This window comes from Stenotrophomonas sp. ZAC14D2_NAIMI4_7 (assembly GCF_003086675.1).
GTDB lineage: Bacteria > Pseudomonadota > Gammaproteobacteria > Xanthomonadales > Xanthomonadaceae > Stenotrophomonas.
The window spans coordinates 1,631,820-1,650,411 of record NZ_CP025995.1; the positions used below are offsets into that span (position 1 = coordinate 1,631,820).

17 protein-coding genes are annotated in these 18,592 nt (G+C 66.9%); 10 read left to right on the forward strand and 7 right to left on the reverse strand.

From position 1 onward, the window contains the following. Window positions 1-53: 53 nt before the first annotated feature. Together C1922_RS07615 and C1922_RS07620 are read left to right on the forward strand one after the other, a co-directional pair. Window positions 54-1,676 (forward strand): FMN-binding glutamate synthase family protein, encoded by a 1,623-nt coding sequence (locus tag C1922_RS07615; RefSeq protein ID WP_108749208.1) that lies wholly within the window; start codon window positions 54-56, stop codon window positions 1,674-1,676. Between the two features lie 85 nt (window positions 1,677-1,761). Further along, on the forward strand, window positions 1,762-2,223 hold the full coding sequence (locus C1922_RS07620) for a GNAT family N-acetyltransferase (protein WP_108749209.1): 462 nt from the start codon (window positions 1,762-1,764) through the stop codon (window positions 2,221-2,223). Between the two features lie 105 nt (window positions 2,224-2,328). On the opposite strand, the gene C1922_RS07625 is transcribed toward C1922_RS07620, so the two are convergent. Together C1922_RS07625 and C1922_RS07630 are read right to left on the reverse strand one after the other, a co-directional pair. Continuing rightward, window positions 2,329-3,576, reverse strand: coding sequence for a TIGR03862 family flavoprotein (locus tag C1922_RS07625; RefSeq protein WP_108749210.1), 1,248 nt, complete (start codon window positions 3,574-3,576; stop codon window positions 2,329-2,331). Then, the gene (locus C1922_RS07630; RefSeq protein WP_108749211.1) at window positions 3,563-3,997 is read right to left on the reverse strand and encodes an FKBP-type peptidyl-prolyl cis-trans isomerase; all 435 of its coding nucleotides are present in this window, start codon (window positions 3,995-3,997) and stop codon (window positions 3,563-3,565) included. Before C1922_RS07630 ends, C1922_RS07625 begins: the two co-directional genes overlap by 14 nt. Before the next feature lie 66 nt (window positions 3,998-4,063). Here C1922_RS07630 and C1922_RS07635 point away from each other — a divergent pair, with 66 nt between their 5' ends. The 4 genes from C1922_RS07635 to C1922_RS07650 all read left to right on the forward strand — a co-directional run bounded on the left by C1922_RS07635 (window position 4,064) and on the right by C1922_RS07650 (window position 7,231). Beyond that, complete coding sequence (locus C1922_RS07635; protein WP_108749212.1) at window positions 4,064-4,429, forward strand: DUF6164 family protein; 366 nt, start codon at window positions 4,064-4,066, stop codon at window positions 4,427-4,429. 313 nt (window positions 4,430-4,742) lie between these two features. Further along, window positions 4,743-5,510, forward strand: a complete 768-nt coding sequence (locus C1922_RS07640) for a sulfurtransferase (RefSeq protein WP_108749213.1) — start codon at window positions 4,743-4,745, stop codon at window positions 5,508-5,510. A 158-nt stretch (window positions 5,511-5,668) separates the two neighbouring features. Further along, window positions 5,669-6,664 (forward strand): LLM class flavin-dependent oxidoreductase, encoded by a 996-nt coding sequence (locus tag C1922_RS07645; protein ID WP_108749214.1) that lies wholly within the window; start codon window positions 5,669-5,671, stop codon window positions 6,662-6,664. A gap of 69 nt (window positions 6,665-6,733) precedes the next feature. Continuing rightward, a complete protein-coding gene (locus C1922_RS07650; protein ID WP_108749215.1) occupies window positions 6,734-7,231 on the forward strand; it encodes a pyridoxamine 5'-phosphate oxidase family protein in 498 nt (165 codons plus the stop codon). 87 nt (window positions 7,232-7,318) lie between these two features. Here the strand turns inward: C1922_RS07650 and C1922_RS07655 are convergent, their stop codons facing one another. Both C1922_RS07655 and C1922_RS07660 read right to left on the reverse strand, forming a co-directional pair. Then, window positions 7,319-7,978, reverse strand: a complete 660-nt coding sequence (locus tag C1922_RS07655) for an exopolysaccharide biosynthesis protein (protein ID WP_108749216.1) — start codon at window positions 7,976-7,978, stop codon at window positions 7,319-7,321. After that, window positions 7,962-9,266, reverse strand: a complete 1,305-nt coding sequence (locus C1922_RS07660; RefSeq protein WP_108749217.1) for a hemolysin family protein — start codon at window positions 9,264-9,266, stop codon at window positions 7,962-7,964. Before C1922_RS07660 ends, C1922_RS07655 begins: the two co-directional genes overlap by 17 nt. Before the next feature lie 292 nt (window positions 9,267-9,558). Here C1922_RS07660 and C1922_RS07665 point away from each other — a divergent pair, with 292 nt between their 5' ends. Together C1922_RS07665 and C1922_RS07670 are read left to right on the forward strand one after the other, a co-directional pair. Further along, window positions 9,559-10,185: a DUF47 family protein gene (locus C1922_RS07665; protein WP_079221423.1), complete on the forward strand. Its 627-nt coding sequence runs from the start codon at window positions 9,559-9,561 to the stop codon at window positions 10,183-10,185. 13 nt (window positions 10,186-10,198) lie between these two features. Continuing rightward, window positions 10,199-11,320 (forward strand): inorganic phosphate transporter, encoded by a 1,122-nt coding sequence (locus C1922_RS07670; protein WP_108749218.1) that lies wholly within the window; start codon window positions 10,199-10,201, stop codon window positions 11,318-11,320. 494 nt (window positions 11,321-11,814) lie between these two features. On the opposite strand, the gene C1922_RS07675 is transcribed toward C1922_RS07670, so the two are convergent. From C1922_RS07675 to parE, 3 genes are all read right to left on the reverse strand, one after another. Then, window positions 11,815-13,308 (reverse strand): S10 family peptidase, encoded by a 1,494-nt coding sequence (locus C1922_RS07675; RefSeq protein WP_108749219.1) that lies wholly within the window; start codon window positions 13,306-13,308, stop codon window positions 11,815-11,817. Window positions 13,309-13,429: 121 nt separating this feature from the next. Continuing rightward, a complete protein-coding gene (locus tag C1922_RS07680; RefSeq protein ID WP_108749220.1) occupies window positions 13,430-14,005 on the reverse strand; it encodes a GNAT family protein in 576 nt (191 codons plus the stop codon). 167 nt (window positions 14,006-14,172) lie between these two features. After that, the gene (parE, locus tag C1922_RS07685) at window positions 14,173-16,062 is read right to left on the reverse strand and encodes a DNA topoisomerase IV subunit B (protein ID WP_108749221.1); all 1,890 of its coding nucleotides are present in this window, start codon (window positions 16,060-16,062) and stop codon (window positions 14,173-14,175) included. Between the two features lie 160 nt (window positions 16,063-16,222). Here parE and C1922_RS07690 point away from each other — a divergent pair, with 160 nt between their 5' ends. Both C1922_RS07690 and C1922_RS07695 read left to right on the forward strand, forming a co-directional pair. After that, complete coding sequence (locus C1922_RS07690; protein ID WP_108751520.1) at window positions 16,223-16,459, forward strand: hypothetical protein; 237 nt, start codon at window positions 16,223-16,225, stop codon at window positions 16,457-16,459. Window positions 16,460-16,858: 399 nt separating this feature from the next. Then, window positions 16,859-18,523 (forward strand): CTP synthase, encoded by a 1,665-nt coding sequence (locus C1922_RS07695; protein ID WP_108749222.1) that lies wholly within the window; start codon window positions 16,859-16,861, stop codon window positions 18,521-18,523. The last annotated feature ends 69 nt before the right edge of the window (window positions 18,524-18,592 follow it).

Here is an 18,592-nt window from a genome sequence, read left to right on the forward strand (position 1 = left end):
GGCGTACACCCGTGGCGGGGTAGACTCGGGGGCAGTTGCAACCGAGGAACGCCATGCACCGCTACATTGTCTTCGTGCTCGCCATCCTGATGCTGCCGGTCAGTCTGTGGCTGGCGACACTCTGGCCCGCCTGGTACTGGGGCGTTGGCCTGTCCGCGGCGATGGTGGTGCTGGGCTGCTGGGACCTGCTGCAGAAGCGCAGCACGCTGCGCCGCAATTACCCGGTCATGGCCCATTTCCGTTACGGGCTCGAATCGATCGGCCCGGAGATCCGCCAGTACTTCGTGCAGAGTGACCTGGAGGACGTACCGTTCTCGCGCCAGCAGCGCGCGCTGATCTACCAGCGCGCCAAGAATGAAATGGACACGGTGCCGTTCGGTACCCTGCGCAGCACCTACGCGGTGGATTACGAGTGGATCAACCACTCGCTGGCGCCGACCACGATCGGCAAGCACGACTTCCGTGTGCTGATCGGACCGACCTGTGCGAAGCCTTATTCGGCCAGTGTGTTCAATATTTCGGCGATGAGTTTCGGTTCGCTGTCGGCCAATGCGATCCGCGCGCTGAACGACGGTGCGCGCCGCGGTGGCTTCTACCACGACACCGGCGAAGGCTCGATCTCGCCTTACCACCGCGAAATGGGCGGGGACCTGGTCTGGGAGATCGGCTCGGGCTATTTCGGTTGCCGCGACGACAAGGGCGGCTTCAGCGAAGAGCGCTTCGTCGCCAACGCCACCCACGATCAGGTGAAGATGATCGAGATCAAGCTGTCCCAGGGTGCCAAGCCCGGCCACGGCGGCGTGTTGCCGGCACCGAAGGTCACCGCTGAGATTTCCGCCACCCGCGGTGTGCCGATGGGCGTGGACTGTGTGTCACCGTCGCGCCATTCGGCATTTTCCACACCGGTGGAACTGCTGCAGTTCGTTGCCCGCCTGCGCGAACTGTCCGGCGGCAAGCCGGTGGGCTTCAAGCTGGCCATCGGACACCCCTGGGAATGGTTCGGCATCGCCAAGGCCATGCACGAAACCGGCCTGCGCCCTGATTTCATCGTGGTGGATGGCGCCGAGGGCGGCACCGGCGCGGCACCGGCCGAGTTCGTCGATCACGTGGGCGTGCCCATGCACGAAGCGCTGCTGCTGGTGCACAACACGTTGGTTGGGCTGGACCTGCGCGAACACATCCGCATTGGTGCGGCCGGCAAGATCACCAGTGCGTTCGACATCGCGCGCACCATCGCGCTGGGCGCGGACTGGTGCAATGCCGGCCGTGGCTTCATGTTCGCGCTGGGCTGCATCCAGTCGCTGAGCTGCCACACCGACAAATGCCCGACCGGCATCGCCACCCAGAACCCGGCCCGCTGGAAGCACCTGGACGCACCGGACAAGGCCACGCGCGTGTACAGCTACCACGAGCACACGCTGCACGCGTTGAAGGAACTGCTGTGTGCCGCCGGGTTGAACGACCCGGCAGAGTTGGGGCCGGAACACATCCTGCGTCGCGTTTCGCCGGTCGAGATCCGTTCGCTGGCCACGCTGTACCGCTATCTGGAACCGGGCGAGCTGCTGCACAAAGTGCCCGATCACGCGGTATTCCATGCGTTCTGGGCCGATGCACGCAGCGATTCGTTCCAGCCGCCGGCGCGCATCCAGGCGCTGCGCGCCAGCAAATCGCGGTAACCGCTGTTGCAGGGTCGAGCCATGCTCGACTGCTTTTGTTGATCGAAATGCAGTCGAGCATGGCTCGACTCTACAAGGACATGCCATGCAGTTCAGGACCGGCACCACCGACGATGTAGCCACGCTGTGGGCATTGCGCACCCGTTGCGTGCGTGAGACCTGCAGCAGCCACTATCCGCCCGAGGTGATCGCACCGTGGTCGGCCTCGGCGCCACCGTCGCAGTACGCGCGGCTGCTGGGGCAGGGCGGCTGCGTGGTGGCTGAGGATGCGCAGGGCGCACTGCTGGGGTTTGGCGTGTTCGACAGCGATGCCAACGAAGTCGACGCGTTGTTCGTGGACCCCGACCGCGGCGGGCAGGGTATTGGCCAGGCGCTGATGCAGCGGTTGCTGGTGATGGCCGATCCCACCCGCGAGGTGGTGCTGTCGGCCTCGCTGAACGCCGTAGCGTTCTACCAGCGCCAGGGCTTCGTGGCCGTCCGGGAGGAGCAGTACCCGCACCCCAGTGGCGTAGCTCTGGCCTCGGTGCGCATGCACCGCCCGCTGTAGAGTCGAGCCATGCTCGACTGTTTTCCGCTCTTGTAGAGTCGAGCCATGCTCGACTGTTTTTCTCTACCGATGCAGTCGAGCAAGCTTGACTCTACAAACGCCGGGTCAGCGCGCCGCCAGCCACGCCATCACGCCTTCAGCGGCGCGCAGCCCGCTGGCATAGCACGCAGTCAGCAGATAGCCGCCGGTCGGCGCTTCCCAATCCAGCATTTCGCCGGCGCAGAACACGCCCGGCACGGCATTGAGCATCAGCTGGCAGTCCATGGCCTGCAGCCGCACACCGCCGGCGGTACTGATTACTTCGGCCATCGGCCGCGGCCGCAGCAGCCGCAGCGGCAGGCGCTTGAGCGTTGCTGCCACGGCCGGCAGATCGTTGCCTGCGTCCTTGCCCAGGTGCTCGAACACCAGCGCGGCCTTCACCGCATCCAGCCCGGCCTGGCGGCGCAGGTGCTCACCGAAGCTGCGGCCCTTGCGTGGCCGTGACAGGTCGGCCAGCAGGCGCGCCTCGTCGCGGCCGGGTACAAGATCCAGTGCCAGCACGGCGTGGCCATCGCGGTTGATCGTGTCACGCAGATCGGCAGCCAGCGCGTAGACCAGGCTGCCTTCAATGCCATAGCGGCTGGCCACGCACTCACCCTGCAGCGATTGCGGCCGACCCTGCAGGTCGGTCCAGTGGGCCACCACCGGCCTGAGCGGGGCGCCGGCATGGCGTTGGGCGAAATGCGCGCTCCAGTCCACGTCGAACCCGCAGTTGGCCGACTGCAGCGGCGCGACATCCACGCCGCGCGCCTGCAGCGGCGCCACCCAGGCACCATCGCTGCCCAGCTGCGGCCAGCTGCCGCCGCCCAGGGCCAGCACCGTGGCATCGGCATGCACGCGCACGTCGCCGTGTTCGCTGGCAAACTGCAGGGCACCGTCATCGGCCCAACCGGTCCAGCGATGATTGACGTGCAGGCGCACGCCCTGTTCCTTCAGGCGTCGTACCCAGCCGCGCAGCAGCGGGGCCGCCTTGCGGTCCACTGGGAACACCCGGCCGGAACTGCCGACGTAGGTGTCCACGCCGAACCCTGCGGCCCAGTCACGCAGTGCCTGGGCATCGAAGCCGTCCAGCCAGTCACCCACGGCGGCGCTGCGTTCGCGGTAACGGCTGTCGAACAACGGCCGCGCGTCGGAATGGGTCAGGTTCAGCCCGCCCTTGCCGGCAATCAGGAACTTGCGGCCGGGCGAGCCCTTCGCCTCGTACAGATCGACCTCCAGACCGGCGGCGCGCAGGCGCTCGGCGGCGAACAGGCCAGCCGGGCCGCCGCCGACCACGGCGACGCGGCGCGGCGGTTGCAGATCAGGGTTGGACATCGAGCAGCTCGACGTCGAACACCAGCGAGGAGCCGGCCGGGATCGGGCCGACGCCACGATCGCCATAACCATACTCCGGCGGGATCATCAGGGTGCGCTTGCCGCCCACCTTCATGCCGGCCACGCCTTCGTCCCAGCCACGGATGACCTGACCGGCGCCGAGCGCGAAGACGAAGGGCTGGCCGCGGCCGACCGAGCTGTCGAAGGTCTTGCCGTGCTTGTTCTCGGTGCGGTTGTCGTAGATCCAACCGGTGTAGTGCACGGTCACTTTCTGACCAGGCACGGCTTCGGCGCCGGTTCCCACCTGGGTATCGATGCGTTCGAAGGTGGTGAGGGTGCCGCCCGGCGGCGGGCCGGCGGGTTCGGACGAACAACCGGCGGCAACAAGGGACAGCAGCAGGGGAAGCAGCAGGCGGCGCATCGGGCGTCTCCGTAGGGTGTTCGCGGGCGGCAAGGGTAGCGCATCGGCGCCGGGTATCATGGTGGCATGGCCAAACTTCTGCTCAACCTGCGCAATGTCGGCGACGACGAGTACGCCGATGTGTGCACCCTGCTGGACCAGCACGGCATCGCCTGGTATCGCACCGAACCCAGCCCTTGGGGCATTTCCAATGGCGGCCTGTGGCTGCGCGATGACGCGGACCAGCCGCGGGCCAAGGCCCTGATGGCCGATTACCAGGCCGAGCGGGCGCCGCGCATCCGCGCCGAGCGCGAGCAGGCGCTGCGCGATGGTACGGCTGAAACGTTCGGCAGCCTGCTGCGGCGGCGGCCGCTGTTCGTGGTGCTGGTACTGCTGGGGATGGCGGGTGCGGCGGCGCTGGTGCTGCTGCCGTTCTTGCTGTTGCGGGGGTAGGGGGCTGTTGCGGCCGGGTTGCACCCGGCACCCGCCGAAGCAACGTCAACGTCAACGTCAAAAGCGGGTTTTCCGTGAACGGGCAGGGCGCTGGGGGCAGGCGGGGGACGGCAAGAGCTGCTCCTGCGTGCCTCGTAGAGCGCCATCCATGGCGCTCTGCGCCCCCGCCTGCCCCCACCGCCCCGCCTCTGACAGTGCCCCGCGGCTGTTGGTAGGTGTCGACCTTGGTCGACACAGGGAACCGCACGGGGTCGGATCCCTCTGTTGCGCAGAGGGCTCTGACCCCGATGCCTGAAGGCGGTAAAATGGCGGAATGATCGCCAATACCGCTGCCTACCATTTCGCCGTCATCGACACCCCCCAGGCCCTGTGCGACCAGCTGCTGGCGCGTGCCGAGGCGGCGGCGCTGCGCGGCACGATCCTGGTGGCGGGCGAGGGGCTGAACCTGTTCCTGGCCGGGGCGCCGCAGGCGGTGCAGGGCTTCTACGCGGAACTGCATGCCGATGCGCGGTTTGCCGACATGCGGGTCAAGACCAGCTTCAGCGAACACCAGCCGTTCGCGCGGCTGAAGGGCAAGGTGAAGGACGAGATCATCAGCTTCCGGCGCGACGATGGCCAGCCGCTGGCGTACCCGCGTGCGCCGGCGGTCGACCCGGCCACGGTGCAGCGCTGGCTGCGCCAGGGCCACGACGATGCGGGCAAGCCGGTGGTGATGCTCGATACGCGCAACCTGCAGGAGGTGGCCCATGGCACCTTCAAGGATGCGCTGGTGCTGCCCATCGAGAAGTTCACCGATCTGCCTGAAGCCTTGGCGCCGCATCGGCAGGCGCTGCAGGACAGCACCGTGGTCAGTTTCTGCACCGGGGGCATCCGTTGCGAAAAGGCGGCGCTGTGGATGGTCAACGATGGCATGGACAATGTCCTGCAGCTCGATGGCGGCATCCTGGGCTATTTCGAGGCGGTCGGTGGCGAAGGCTACGAGGGTCGCTGCTTCGTCTTCGACGAACGGGTGGCGCTGGATGCCGAGCTGAAGCCGCTGGTCGACCAGCCGCTGCCCGAGCCGCGCCCCAGCGCGTTCTGAGCTGCCCTTGAGGTCGCGCCGGGACCTGTCCGGCGCGCCCTGAACCGGTCCGGCGCGCCCTGAACCGGTCCGGCAGGAATCAGCATTCCGCCACCGTCACTGGCCGTGGCGCCGTCGCGACCCCATGCATGGGGAATCCTGTGACGGAAAACCCCCTGATGATCCCGTTGTCGATCCTCGACCTGGCCCCGGTCTGCGAGGGCAGCGATACCACCGCCGCCTTCGCCAACATGCTGGAACTGGCCCAGCACGCCGATGCGCTGGGCTACCGCCGCTACTGGCTGGCCGAACACCACAACATGCCCGGCATCGCCAGCGCCGCCACCGCGGTGCTGATCGGCCACGTGGCCGGGGGCACCCGCCGCATCCGCGTCGGCGCCGGCGGCATCATGCTGCCCAACCACGCGCCGCTGCAGGTGGCCGAGCAGTTCGGCACGCTGGCGTCGCTGTACCCGGACCGCATCGATCTGGGCCTGGGCCGTGCGCCCGGCACCGACCAGCCCACGGCGCGTGCGCTGCGCCGCTATTTCGACAGTGCCGACCAGTTCCCGCAGGATGTGCGCGAGGTGCTGCATTACTTCGAGCCGGTGCAGGCCGGGCAGGCGGTGCAGGCGGTCCCCGGCGGCGGCCTGCGGGTGCCGACCTGGATCCTCGGTTCCAGCCTGTTCGGTGCGCGCCTCGCCGCCTCGATGGGGCTGCCGTACGCGTTCGCCTCGCACTTCGCTCCCGATGCGATGGATGAAGCGCTTGCGGTCTACCGCCGTGAGTTCCGGCCCTCGGCCACGCTGAAGCAGCCGCACGCCATGCTGGCGCTGAACGTCGTGGCCAGCGACAGCGAAGCCGAATCGCGCCGACTGTTCACCAGCCAGCAGCAGAGCTTCGTCAACCTGCGCCGTGGCCGCCCCGGTCGCATCCCCGCGCCGATCGATGACATCGACAGCTTCTGGGAGCCGCATGAAAAGCTGGGCGTGGAACGCGCACTGGCCTGCACCGTGTTGGGCGATGCGCAGCAGGTGGGCGAGGGCATCGCTGCGTTCGTCGACCGCCACGCGCCGGACGAACTGCTGCTGACCGCCAACCTGTATGACCACCGCGCGCGCCTGCGTTCGTTCGAGCTGGCCATGCAGGCCTGGCACGCCCGCCACGCCGGCTGAACGTTTGCGTCACGGCGCATTGCAGGGCGACGCGTTCTGATGGGGGCTCCTGATTCCGGAGCCCCTTCCATGACCGATACCCGTGCCGAGCACATCGCCCAGTTGTCCGAACTGATCAAGGACGTGGAGGTGGCCATGTTCACCACCACCGGCGTGGACGGTCGGCTGTACAGCCGGCCGCTGGGCACCCAGCAGGTCGATTTCGACGGCGACCTGTGGTTTGCCACCGCCGCCGACAGCCCGAAGGTGGCCGAGATCGCCTTGAACCCGCAGGTCAACGTGGCCTATGCCTCCCCATCGAAGAACACCTATGTGTCGGTGTCCGGGCGGGCGCGCATCGTCGATGACCGTACGCGGATCGAGGCGCTGTGGTCGCCGGCGATGAAGCTGTTCTTCCCCGGTGGCAAGGATGATCCGAGCCTGCGCCTGATCCAGGTACGTGCGGAGACCGCCGAATACTGGGAAGGCCCGGGCACGCTGCTGGGCAAGGCACTGAGTTTCGTGTTGTCGGCGGTGCAGGATGATCCGTCGCAGTTGGGCGATAACGGATTCATTGATCTGCGGTGAAGCACCCCGCCGGGCATGGCCCGGCGCTACCGATCGGGTCGTGGTGGGTAGCGCCGGGCCATGCCCGGCGAACCCAGCGGCCAACGCTCAGAACCAGCGCTGGAACAGGTCGGCGGTGTAACCGACCAGCTGGCCGGAGCTGAAACCGAAGAAGGCCACCGCCACCACGCCGCCGATCCAGTTGAACAGCATCAGTGCGCCATCGCGTTCCAGCAAGGCCAGCGAGAACAGCAGCAGCTGGAACCCGAACAGGTAGTTGGTGAAGGGAATTGGCAGCGACAGCAGCAGCCCCAGCAGGACCAGCAGCAGACCGGTGAAGGCGTGCGCCGGCGCTGGCGCCACACACTGCGGCATGCGCGGCTTCAGCATGCGGTCCAGCCGCCGCAGCGGCCGGTCGATGCGGTCCAGGAACCGGTGCATGGTGCCGCGGCGGGGCCCACGGCGGGCGATGAAGCCCGGCAGCCAGGGCTTGCGCATGCAGAACAGCATCTGCAGCCCGATCAGGATGACCAGCGGACCGCTGACCGCGCCGCCCAGCCCCGGAATGGGGATGAAGGCGGGCAGGATGGCCACGAACAGGAACACGCCGAACGCGCTCTGCTGCAGGTCCTGCAGGATCTGGCCCAGCTTCATGTGCTGGGCCGGATCACCGAATTCGAACATCGCCAACAGGGTGCGGATGCCCTCGTTGCGATAGCTCGGGCGCTCTTCGCCCGCGCCGTGGCCTGGATCAGGCGGTGAGCTCATCGGCCTGCTCGTCCGACAGGGTGCGCAGCAGCAGCTTGTCCACGCGGGCGCCGTCCAGGTCGACGACTTCAAAGCGCCAGCCGGCCCAGTCGAAGTACTCGCCCGCATGCGGGATGCGGCCGAAGTAGTGGATGCACATGCCGGCCAGCGTGTAGTAATCGCCTTCCTCGGCATCGGGCAGCTCGTTGCTGCCGATCAGTTCGCGCAGGTCTTCGATCGGCAACGAACCATCCACCAGCAGCGAGCCGTCTTCGCGGGTCACCACCAGCGCATCCTCGTCGGCGTTCTCCACCGCCTGCAGGCGGCCGACCACCGCGCCCATCAGGTCGCTGATGGTCACCAGGCCCTGGATTTCACCGTATTCGTCCACCACCAGCGCCATCGACTGCTGTTCCTCGCGGAAGATTTCCAGCAGCTTCATCGCATGGGTCGATTCGGACACATACAGCGCTTCGCGCAGGGTCTGGAACAGGGCGTTGTCGCCACGTGCCATGCGGGTGGCCAGCGATTTCAGTTCCAGCACGCCGACCACGTCCTGGTCGTTGTCGCGGAACACCGGATAGCGCGAGAACTCGTGCTCGGCCATGATTTCCAGATTGCGCTCCAGGCCGGCCTGGGTGTCCAGCCAGGCAATGCGGTTGCGCGGGGTCATCAGGCTGTCGGCGGTGCGGTCGCCCAGGCGCATCACGCGGTTCATCATGTCGCGCTCGTGGGCGTCGATCACGCCGGCCTCGTGGCTCTCGGCCACCAGCATGCGGATTTCTTCTTCGGTGACCGAGGCAGCTTCGTCATTGCCCAGCCCCAGCACCTTCAGCACCAGCTGGGTGGTCTTGGACAGCAGCCAGACGAAGGGGAGTGCCAGCTTGGCCAGCCAGCTCATCGGCATGGCCACCAGGCCGGCGATGGTCTCCGAACGGGTAAGGGCCAGGCGCTTGGGCACCAGTTCGCCAAAGATCAGCGTGATGAAGGTGATCAGGCTGACCGCCAGCACCGTGCCGATCTTGCCGGCGTAGGCAAAACCGGGCATCAGGCCCTGGATCCAGCCGGCGAACGCCTCGCCCAGCGCCTCACCGCCCAGGTAGCCGGTCAGCACGCCGATCACGGTGATGCCGATCTGCACGGTGGACAGGAAGCTTTCCGGCTTTTCGGACAGTTCCAGCGCCTTGGCCGCGCGCTTGGAGGTGCTGGCCATCTGCTTCAGGCGGCTCTTGCGCGAGGTCATGACCGACATCTCGGACATGGCGAAGAAGCCGTTCAGCAGAACAAGCGCGAACACAATCAGGATCATTTCAAACACGGGCGTCGTCCCCGGTTGGTGGCAGGGAGGGCGGGTGCTTGCGGTGGCGGCTGGCGCTCAGGAACGGGGTCCGGCGCGGCGCGGGGGGATAAGGGTCGTCGTCCATAAGGTGCGCCCGGGGGCGCGCTGGCATCTTAGCAAAGGGGCGTGGCGGGATGGCAACTGCCTGTTCAGGTTGGGGGTTTTCCACCCCCGGAAGCGGGCGGGTATACCCGTGATGGTCATCTAGCCGTCATAATTCCCTCTGGTGCCGTCCTTCCCGCGACGGCTGACAGGTTTCTCAATGTTCTCTCTGCAGACCATTTTCGGTTCCGGCAAACAGTTCTACACCCTGCTTGATGAGGCTGCCGTCGCGGCCAACGATGCCGCCAAGGCGCTGCATTCCATGCTGCGCGAGGCCGACCGCCAGCCGGCACTGGACGCCTTCAAGCTGGCCCGCCTGCGCGAGCGCGCGGCGTCGGACAAGATCAGCCAGGCGCTGGTGGACAGCTTCATGACCCCGATCGAGCGCGAAGACATCGAAGCGCTGGGCTCGGCCCTGTACAAGATTCCCAAGCAGATCGAGAAGTTCGCCGATCGCTATTCGCTGGCCACCACCCATCTGGAACACATCGACTTCGCGCCGCGCGCGGCGATGCTGGAACAGGCCGCTGGTGTGGTCGTGGAAATGGTGGCCGACCTGCGCCACATGAACCTGGACCGGATGACCGCGCTGAACGAGAAGCTGCGTTCGCTGGAAAACGAAGCCGACCGCCTGATGCTGGAGCTGTACCGCGACATCTACTCCGGTCGCTTGGACAACCTGCAGATGTTCCTGTTGAAGGAATTCTTCGAGATCCTGGAAAAGGCCATCGACCGTTGCCGCGAGGCCGGCGTGGTGGCGTACCAGATCGTGTTGAAGAACAGCTGACGGACGCCGCCGCATGTTGACCCTTGTCCTGGTGGTGATCCTGGCCGCGCTCGTCTTCGAGTTCATCAACGGCTTCCACGACACCGCCAATTCCATTGCCACCGTGGTGGCGACCAAGGTGCTCTCGCCCGGCTGGGCGGTGATGCTGGCCGCCTTCATGAACCTCATCGGCGCGCTGACCGGTACCGCGGTGGCGCTGACCATCGCCTCGGGCCTGCTCAACACCAACGTGGTCGATGTCACCCCGCAGGTGATCCTGTGCGCGCTGCTGGGCGGCATCATCTGGAACCTGATCACCTGGTGGAGGGGCCTGCCGTCCTCGTCCTCGCACGCACTGATCGGCGGCCTCTGCGGCGCTGGCCTGGCGGCTGCCCACAACAACTGGGATGCGCTGATCTGGTCCGAACGCCTGGGCAGCTGGGCGCAGAACAAGGGCCTGCTGTGGAAGGTCTTCGTGCCGATGATCACCTCGCCGATCGCCGGCTTCCTGCTGGGCATCGTGGTGATGGTGCTGCTGTGGGCCCTGATCGCCGGCCTGGCCAAGATCGGCGGTGCCATCGGCCGCCTGGCCCGTCCGCGCATCGTCAACGCGTTCTTCGGCAAGGCGCAGATCGCCTCGGCGGCCTACATGGGCTTCGCCCACGGTCACAACGACGCGCAGAAGACCATGGGCATCATCGCCATGACCCTGATCGGCGCTGAAGCCACCGGCGCGCTGGACAACCTGCCGTCGTGGCTGGCCTTCATGCACCCCGATGCCAGCGCCGGCGACGGCATTGCCATGTGGATCGTGCTGACCTGTGCAGTGGTGATGGCTGCCGGTACCGCCTCGGGCGGCTGGAAGATCATCAAGACCCTTGGCCACAAGATGGTGAAGCTGCACCCGATCCACGGCTTCGCCGCGGAAACCAGCTCGGCCACCATCCTGACCCTGGCCGCCCACTTCGGCATGCCGGTCTCGACCACCCACAGCATCTCCACCGCGATCATGGGCGTGGGCTTCGCCAAGAACCCGCGTTCGCTGAAGTTCGGTGTGATCGAACGCATCGTCTGGGCCTGGATCCTGACCATCCCGGCGGCAGGCGGCTGTGCGTACCTGATCCTGAAGCTGTTCGAGCTGGCCGGCTGGACTTGACGCCAGCAGCCTTGGGGTCAGAGCCCTTTCCCTGCGGGAAATGGATCTGCCCCCCCGGAAACAGAAAAAGCCCGCCGGATTCCGGCGGGCTTTTTCATGGGAGAAACGATTCATCCGGTCCCATCGTGTCGACCAAGGTCGACACCTACCAGAGCAGAACGAGGGTAAGAGCCCGTGCCGACCAACGGTCGGCACCCACCAACAGCGCCCGGAAAGTGTCAGCGGCGGGGTGGGATGGGCTGGCGGGGGCGCAGAGCGCCATGGGCCCGGGGCATGCGTCGGGCGGGTTGGGCAGGACGCCCAACCCCGGTCTTGCCGTGTGCGCAGGACAGCGCACACGAGCAAGGCGCTCTACGCGGCACGCAGGAGCAGTTTTTGCCGTCCCCCCGCCTGCCCACCCCATCCCGCCGCCCCCGCGAGATGCAGGCTTTTGCCGTTGCCGTTGCTGTTGCCTTCAGCGGGTGCCGGGCCGCAGGCCCGGCCTGCAACCCCCCTCAGTTGCGCTGGAACAGAGCCTGCACATCGCGACGGAACGCGGCCTGGCTGTCCGCCCGGCTGTAGAACATATGCCCGCCGGGATAGCTGCGCACCTGCACCCGGTCCGGGTTGCTGCCCATCGCCGGCATCTGGTCCACCGTCAGGATCGAACCCATGAACGGGCACGACAGGTCGTTCCAGCCATGCACGATCAGCACCTGCAGGTGCGGGTCGATCGCCACCGCCTGGCGCAGCTGGGTCACCGCCCCCTGGCGCAGGTCGCCATTGCGGTCCCACAGCCGGTTCACGTCGTAGTTCAGTGCCTGGTAGCGCGCATCCACCTTCCAGCCCACTACGCGGGTCACGAAGTCGACCATGGCCGTGGTGGTCGGCGCGATGATGCTGTCCAGCAGCGGGTCGTTGGCGCGCTGCTCGGGATCATTCGGGAACGGATCGAAGGCGGTCACGTTGGAATCGTAGCGGCTGCCCAGCGTGCCCTTGTCACGGAACACCTCGCGCAGGTACGCCTGCGTTTCCAGCCGCCCGCCGGCGCGGCGCACGAACTGCGGGTCCAGCCCGGTCAGCTCACTCACCCGACGCAGCATCGCTTCGGTGGCCTGCGGATCGCTGCGGCCCTTCATCAGGGCGCTGGCATAGTCGCCACGGGTGTATTCGACCACCTCGCGCATGGCCGCATCGGTCAGCTTGCCCTGCCGCTCCAGGTGCGCGGCGGCAATGGACGGCAGGGTCTGCATCCATGCCAGCGGCGAGACATCGGCGTTGTCTTCCAGGGTCGGGCTCAGGTAGGGCGACACCAGCACCAGGCCGTTCATCGCCACGCCCAGCCGGGTCTGCAGATAGTGGGTGATGCGCGGGCCGCGGTAGCCACCGTAGCTTTCACCGGTCAGGTACTTGCGCGAGGCCATGCGCTGGTTGCGCAGCAGCCAGTCGTAGATGGTGCGTGACAGGTACTCGACGTCGGCGCTGGGGGTGTACAGCTGCTTCTTCGCCTCGTCGTCGCCGATGCGCGCGCGGCTGAAGCCGGTGCCGACCGGATCGATGAACACCAGGTCGGTGAAGTCCAGCCAGGTGCCCGGGTTGTCATGCAGGGTGGCCGGTGCCGATGCACTGTCGCCTTCCGAACCGAAGGTGACCACCTTCGGGCCGATCGCACCCAGGTTGAGGTAGACCGACGAGGCACCGGGACCGCCGTTGAGGGCGAAGGTGACCGGGCGGTCTTTGCCGGGCATCGTGTAGGCAGTGAAGACCACATCGGCAATCACCTTGCCCTTGTCATCGCGTACCGGCAGGGTGCCGACGCTGGCGGTGTAATCCAGCGTGCGACCGCCCAAGCGCATGCTCTGCCGCACCGATGCATCGGCGGGCAGGGCCGCCGCTTCGGTGGCAGGGGCCTTGGTTTCGGCGGCGTCGGCAGCAGGCGCGGCGTAGGCGCTGGCCGGGGCAACGAGCAGGCCGGCGCAGAGCGCGGCAGTATGCAGCAGGAACTTCATGGCACCAGAGCGGTAGCGGAAGGGGACTGCGATGCTAGGTCGCCACGCCGCGCGCGGTATGTGTCCAAAGGCATGGCCCGCCCGCGCACGCCGTTGCGGCCAGCGTTGCGGCCAGATTCGGTCAAGCCGGTCGCGGGGCGCGGTCGTCGTCGGCCAGCAGGCCGTACACCACCGAATCGGCCAGTTCGCCCTGGATGCGCCAGCGCTGCCGCAGCAGGCCTTCGCGGGCGAAACCCAGTCGTTCCAGCACGTGTGCCGAGCGCGCATTGCGCGGATCGAGCTCGGCTTCCACGCGATGCAGCCGCAGCGTCTGGAACAGGTAATCCAGCAGCCGCTGCAGCGCTTCATGCATGTAGCCCTGGCCCTGCTGTGCCGGTGCCAGCAGGTAACCAATCTCGGCCCGCCGTGCATCACGGTCCAGCGCGAACACCACGCAGATGCCCAGCAGCGGGCCCTCGATCGATTCGCGCACGGCCAGCTTCAGCTGGGTGCCGGTGGCCTGTGCGGCCAGGTCATCGTCTATCTGCGCACGCGCTTCGGCCGGGCGGGTCCAGGCCGGGTGGTTCCACCAGCGCATCACCTCCGCATCGGACTGCAGGGCATAGAGCGCGGCGGCGTCGTCGCGGCGGATCGGGCTCAGGACCAGGCGTGCGCTGTGCAGCGGCAGGCCCGGAAACAGCAGCGAGTGGCTGGGCAATACGGTGGTCCGCGCGGGTGAACGCGCATTATCGCGCTGCCGGCTTTGCCGATGGCGGCGGAAGGGCGGGGTGGATCCCTTTCCAAAGGAAACGGCTTTGACCCCGGAGCCGGGAAGCTGGGGTCAGAGCCCGTTGCTGCGCAACCGGATCCGACCCCGCGCCAGGATCAGGCTTCCAGCGAAGCCAGGTCGCCCTTGCTTTCCAGCCAGCCCTTGCGATCGCTCGCGCGCTTCTTGGCCAGCAGCATGTCCATCAACGAGCGGGTCTGCTCGCCATCGTCCACGGTCAACTGCACCAGTCGGCGCGTGTCGGGGTGGATGGTGGATTCACGCAGCTGCGGCGGATTCATTTCACCCAGGCCCTTGAAGCGGGTCACGTTCACCGCGCCCTTGATCTTCTCGCGCTCGATCTTGTCCAGCATGGAACGCTTCTCTTCCTCGTCCAGCGCGTAGAACACCTGCTTGCCCACGTCGATGCGGAACAGCGGCGGCATCGCCACGAACACGTGGCCGGCATCGACCAACGCCGGGAAGTGCTTCAGGAACAGTGCGGTCAGCAGGGTGGCGATGTGCAGGCCGTCGGAGTCGGCGTCGGCCAGGATCACCACCTTGCCGTAGCGCAGGCCGCTGATGTCATCCTTGCCCGGGTCACAGCCGATGGCGATGGCCAGGTTGTGCACTTCTTCGGAGGCCAGCACGCTGTTGGACGACACTTCCCAGGTGTTCAGGATCTTGCCGCGCAGCGGCATGATGGCCTGGAAATCCTTGTCGCGCGCCTGCTTGGCACTGCCGCCTGCCGAATCACCTTCCACCAGGAACAGTTCGGTGCGCGACAGGTCCTGGCTGATGCAGTCGGCCAGCTTGCCGGGCAGGGCCGGGCCCTGGGTGACCTTCTTGCGCACCACCAGCTTTTCGGTCTTCAGGCGGGCACTGGCGCGTTCGATGGCGATCTGCGCGATCTTCTCGCCCAGCTCCACGTTCTGGTTCAGCAGCAGGCTGAAGGCATCGTGGGCGGCGCCTTCGACGAAGCCGGCGGCCTGGCGGGAGGACAGGCGTTCCTTGGTCTGGCCGCTGAACTGCGGGTCGGTCATCTTCAGCGACAGCACGAAGGAAACGCGGTCCCACACGTCTTCCGGGGCCAGCTTGACGCCGCGCGGCAGCAGGTTGCGGAAATCGCAGAACTCGCGCAGCGCCTCGGTCAGGCCGGTGCGCAGGCCGTTCACGTGGGTGCCGTGCTGGGCGGTGGGAATCAGGTTGACGTAGCTTTCCTGTACCAGTTCACCTTCCGGCAGCCAGGCCACGGCCCAGTCCACCACTTCGGTGTCCTTTTTCAGGTTGCCCACGAACAGGTCGGCCGGCAGCGATTCGCGCTCGCCCAGTTCCAGCTTCAGGTAATCGCGCAGGCCGTCTTCGTAGTACCAGGTGTCGACTTCGCCTGTGGCCTCGTCGGTCAGCTTCACGGTCAGGCCCGGGCACAGCACGGCCTTGGCGCGCAGCAGGTGCTTGAGCGCCCGCACGGCGAACTTGGGCGTGTCGAAGTACTTCGGGTCGGGCCAGAAGCGTACGCGGGTACCGGTGTTCTTCTTGCCGACCGTGCCGACCACTTCCAGCGGGGTAGCGCGGTCGCCGTTGCGGAAGGTGATGCGGTGCTCGGCGCCTTCGCGCTTGATGTGCACTTCCACCAGGGTGGACAGCGCGTTGACCACGCTCACGCCCACGCCGTGCAGGCCGCCGGAGAAGGTGTAGTTGTTGTTGCTGAACTTGCCGCCCGCATGCAGGCGGGTCAGGATCAGCTCCACGCCGGGAATCTTTTCTTCCGGGTGGATGTCCACCGGCATGCCGCGGCCGTCATCGCTGACTTCCACGCTGCCATCCTTGTACAGGGTGATCTCGATGGAGCGGGCATGGCCGGCCAGCGCCTCGTCCACCGAGTTGTCGATCACTTCCTGCGCCAGATGGTTCGGGCGCGCGGTGTCGGTATACATGCCGGGACGGCGCTTGACCGGGTCAAGGCCGGACAGGACTTCAATATCGGCGGCGTTATAGCGGGCGTTCATCTATGTTCGGAAGCTTGGAGCGACGCGCAAGTGTGCGGTCTGGAACGCGATTTTGCACGCCTGCGGTTCAGCCTCGGCCGCCACAAGGGGGTAAAATGGGCATCGCTGGAATCCAGACGCCGGCACCCCCATGTCGAAGCGATACCGCGAGGAGGACTCCATGAAGAAGTTGCTGACCATTGCGATCCTGGCCGCCGCCGCCGTTGCCGTGCCCCTGGTCATGGCGCAGAACGCCGGCCAGCCGGCCCCGCAGCAGAACGACCAGGCCGACAAGGCCGCGCAGTCCGAAGCCGATGCCAAGGCCAAGCGCCGGGCCCAGGCCAACGCCGAAATGAAGGCCAAGGGCCAGCCGGTCCCGCAGCAGGAAGAGGAAGAGGAAGCGCGGAAGAAGCGTTAAGGCTTTCGCTCCCAAGGCCCTTGGTACAAGGGTTCTGATCCTGAACGCCCCGCATTGCGGGGCGTTTTCTTTTGCCCGTGCCGCCATCTGCCCCTTGGGTTGGGGGCCTTCTATCTGTAAACTATGGCTTTCCGGGAGTAAGTGCGTGTCCACCCTTTGCGAATGGGCTGGAAGGGCCAGGTCTGGCCTCCAGCAATGCGGGTCGCAGGTGACGGTCGAAATGGCCGGCACGGCCGCCCCGACCTCGCACGAAGGTTCCCGCCCGGTGCCAGCCGCCGGCCAGGTCCGCGCCTCCCTCGCTGTCCCAGCGAACCGGAAAACCCCCTTTCTGCACCCTGTCTGCCCCCCGGGCAGGCGTGGTGCTGCCGTTTTCCATTTCCAGACAGGATGCTTGCAGCCATGACTCCCTTGATTTTCGTAACCGGCGGCGTGGTGTCCTCGCTCGGCAAAGGCATTGCCGCTGCGTCGCTGGCCGCCATTCTTGAAGCGCGTGGCCTGAAGGTCACGATGATGAAGCTCGACCCGTACATCAACGTGGACCCGGGTACGATGAGCCCGTTCCAGCACGGTGAGGTCTACGTCACCGACGACGGCGCCGAGACCGACCTCGACCTGGGCCACTACGAGCGCTTCGTACGTACCCGCCTGAGCCGCAAGAACTCGGTCACCACCGGTCGCATCTACGAGAACGTGATCCGCAAGGAGCGCCGCGGCGACTACCTGGGCGCGACCGTGCAGGTCATTCCGCACATCACCGACGAGATCCGCCGCTGCATCGACGAAGCCACCGAGGGCTACGACGTGGCCCTGGTCGAGATCGGCGGCACGGTCGGCGACATCGAGTCGCTGCCGTTCCTGGAGGCCATCCGCCAGGTGCGCACCGAGCGCGGCCCGGAGAAGGCGCTGTTCATGCACCTCACCCTGGTGCCCTACATCGGCGCCGCCGGTGAACTGAAGACCAAGCCGACCCAGCATTCGGTGAAGGAACTGCGTTCGATCGGCATCCAACCGGACGTGCTGCTGTGCCGTTCCGAGCAGGCCGTGCCCGATTCGGAGCGCCGCAAGATCGCCCAGTTCACCAACGTTTCCGAGCGCGCGGTCATCAGCGTGCCGGACGTGGACGTGCTGTACCGCATTCCGTCGGGCCTGCACGCGCAGGGCCTGGACGAGATCGTGGTCAACCAGCTGAAGCTGGCCGACAAGGTCGGTCCGGTCGACCTGTCGATGTGGGAGGACGCGGTCGACGCGACCCTGCACCCGCTGGATGAAGTGACCATCGCCGTGGTCGGCAAGTACGTCGACCATCAGGACGCCTACAAGTCGGTGGGTGAAGCGCTCAAGCACGGTGGCCTGCGCCAGCGCACCAAGGTGAACCTGAAGTGGCTGGAAGCGCAGGACCTGGAAGGCACCGACATGGCCGCCCTGGCCGACGTCGACGGCATCCTGGTGCCGGGTGGCTTCGGTGACCGTGGCTTCGAAGGCAAGGTGCTCACCTCGCAGTTCGCGCGCCAGAACAGCGTGCCGTACTTCGGCATCTGCTACGGCATGCAGGCCGCGGTGGTGGACTACGCACGCCACGTGCTGGGCCTGGAGCAGGCCAACAGCACCGAGAACGACCGCCAGTCGCCGGACCCGGTGATCGGCCTGATCACCGAATGGCGCACCGCCACCGGTGATGTCGAAAAGCGCGACGACAAGAGCGACCTGGGCGGCACCATGCGCCTGGGCCTGCAGGAGCAGCGCCTGAAGCCGGGCACCCTGGCCCGCGAGCTGTACGGCAAGGACGTGGTCTCCGAGCGCCACCGCCACCGTTATGAGTTCAACAACCGCTACCGCACCCAGCTGGAAGATGCGGGCCTGGTGATCTCGGGCAAGTCGATGGACGACACCCTGGTGGAAGTCGTCGAGCTGCCGCGTGATGCGCACCCGTGGTTCCTGGCCTGCCAGGCGCACCCGGAATTCCTGTCCACGCCGCGCGACGGCCACCCGCTGTTCATCGGCTTCATCCGTGCCGCGCGTGAGCGCAAGGCCGGCGGCGCACTGCTGGCCGAAGCCCGCGCCTGACTTGTGAAGGGGGGCTTCGGCCCCCATCCTGCATGCTTCAACCCCAGCGCGCTGGCTTGCCCGGCGCGC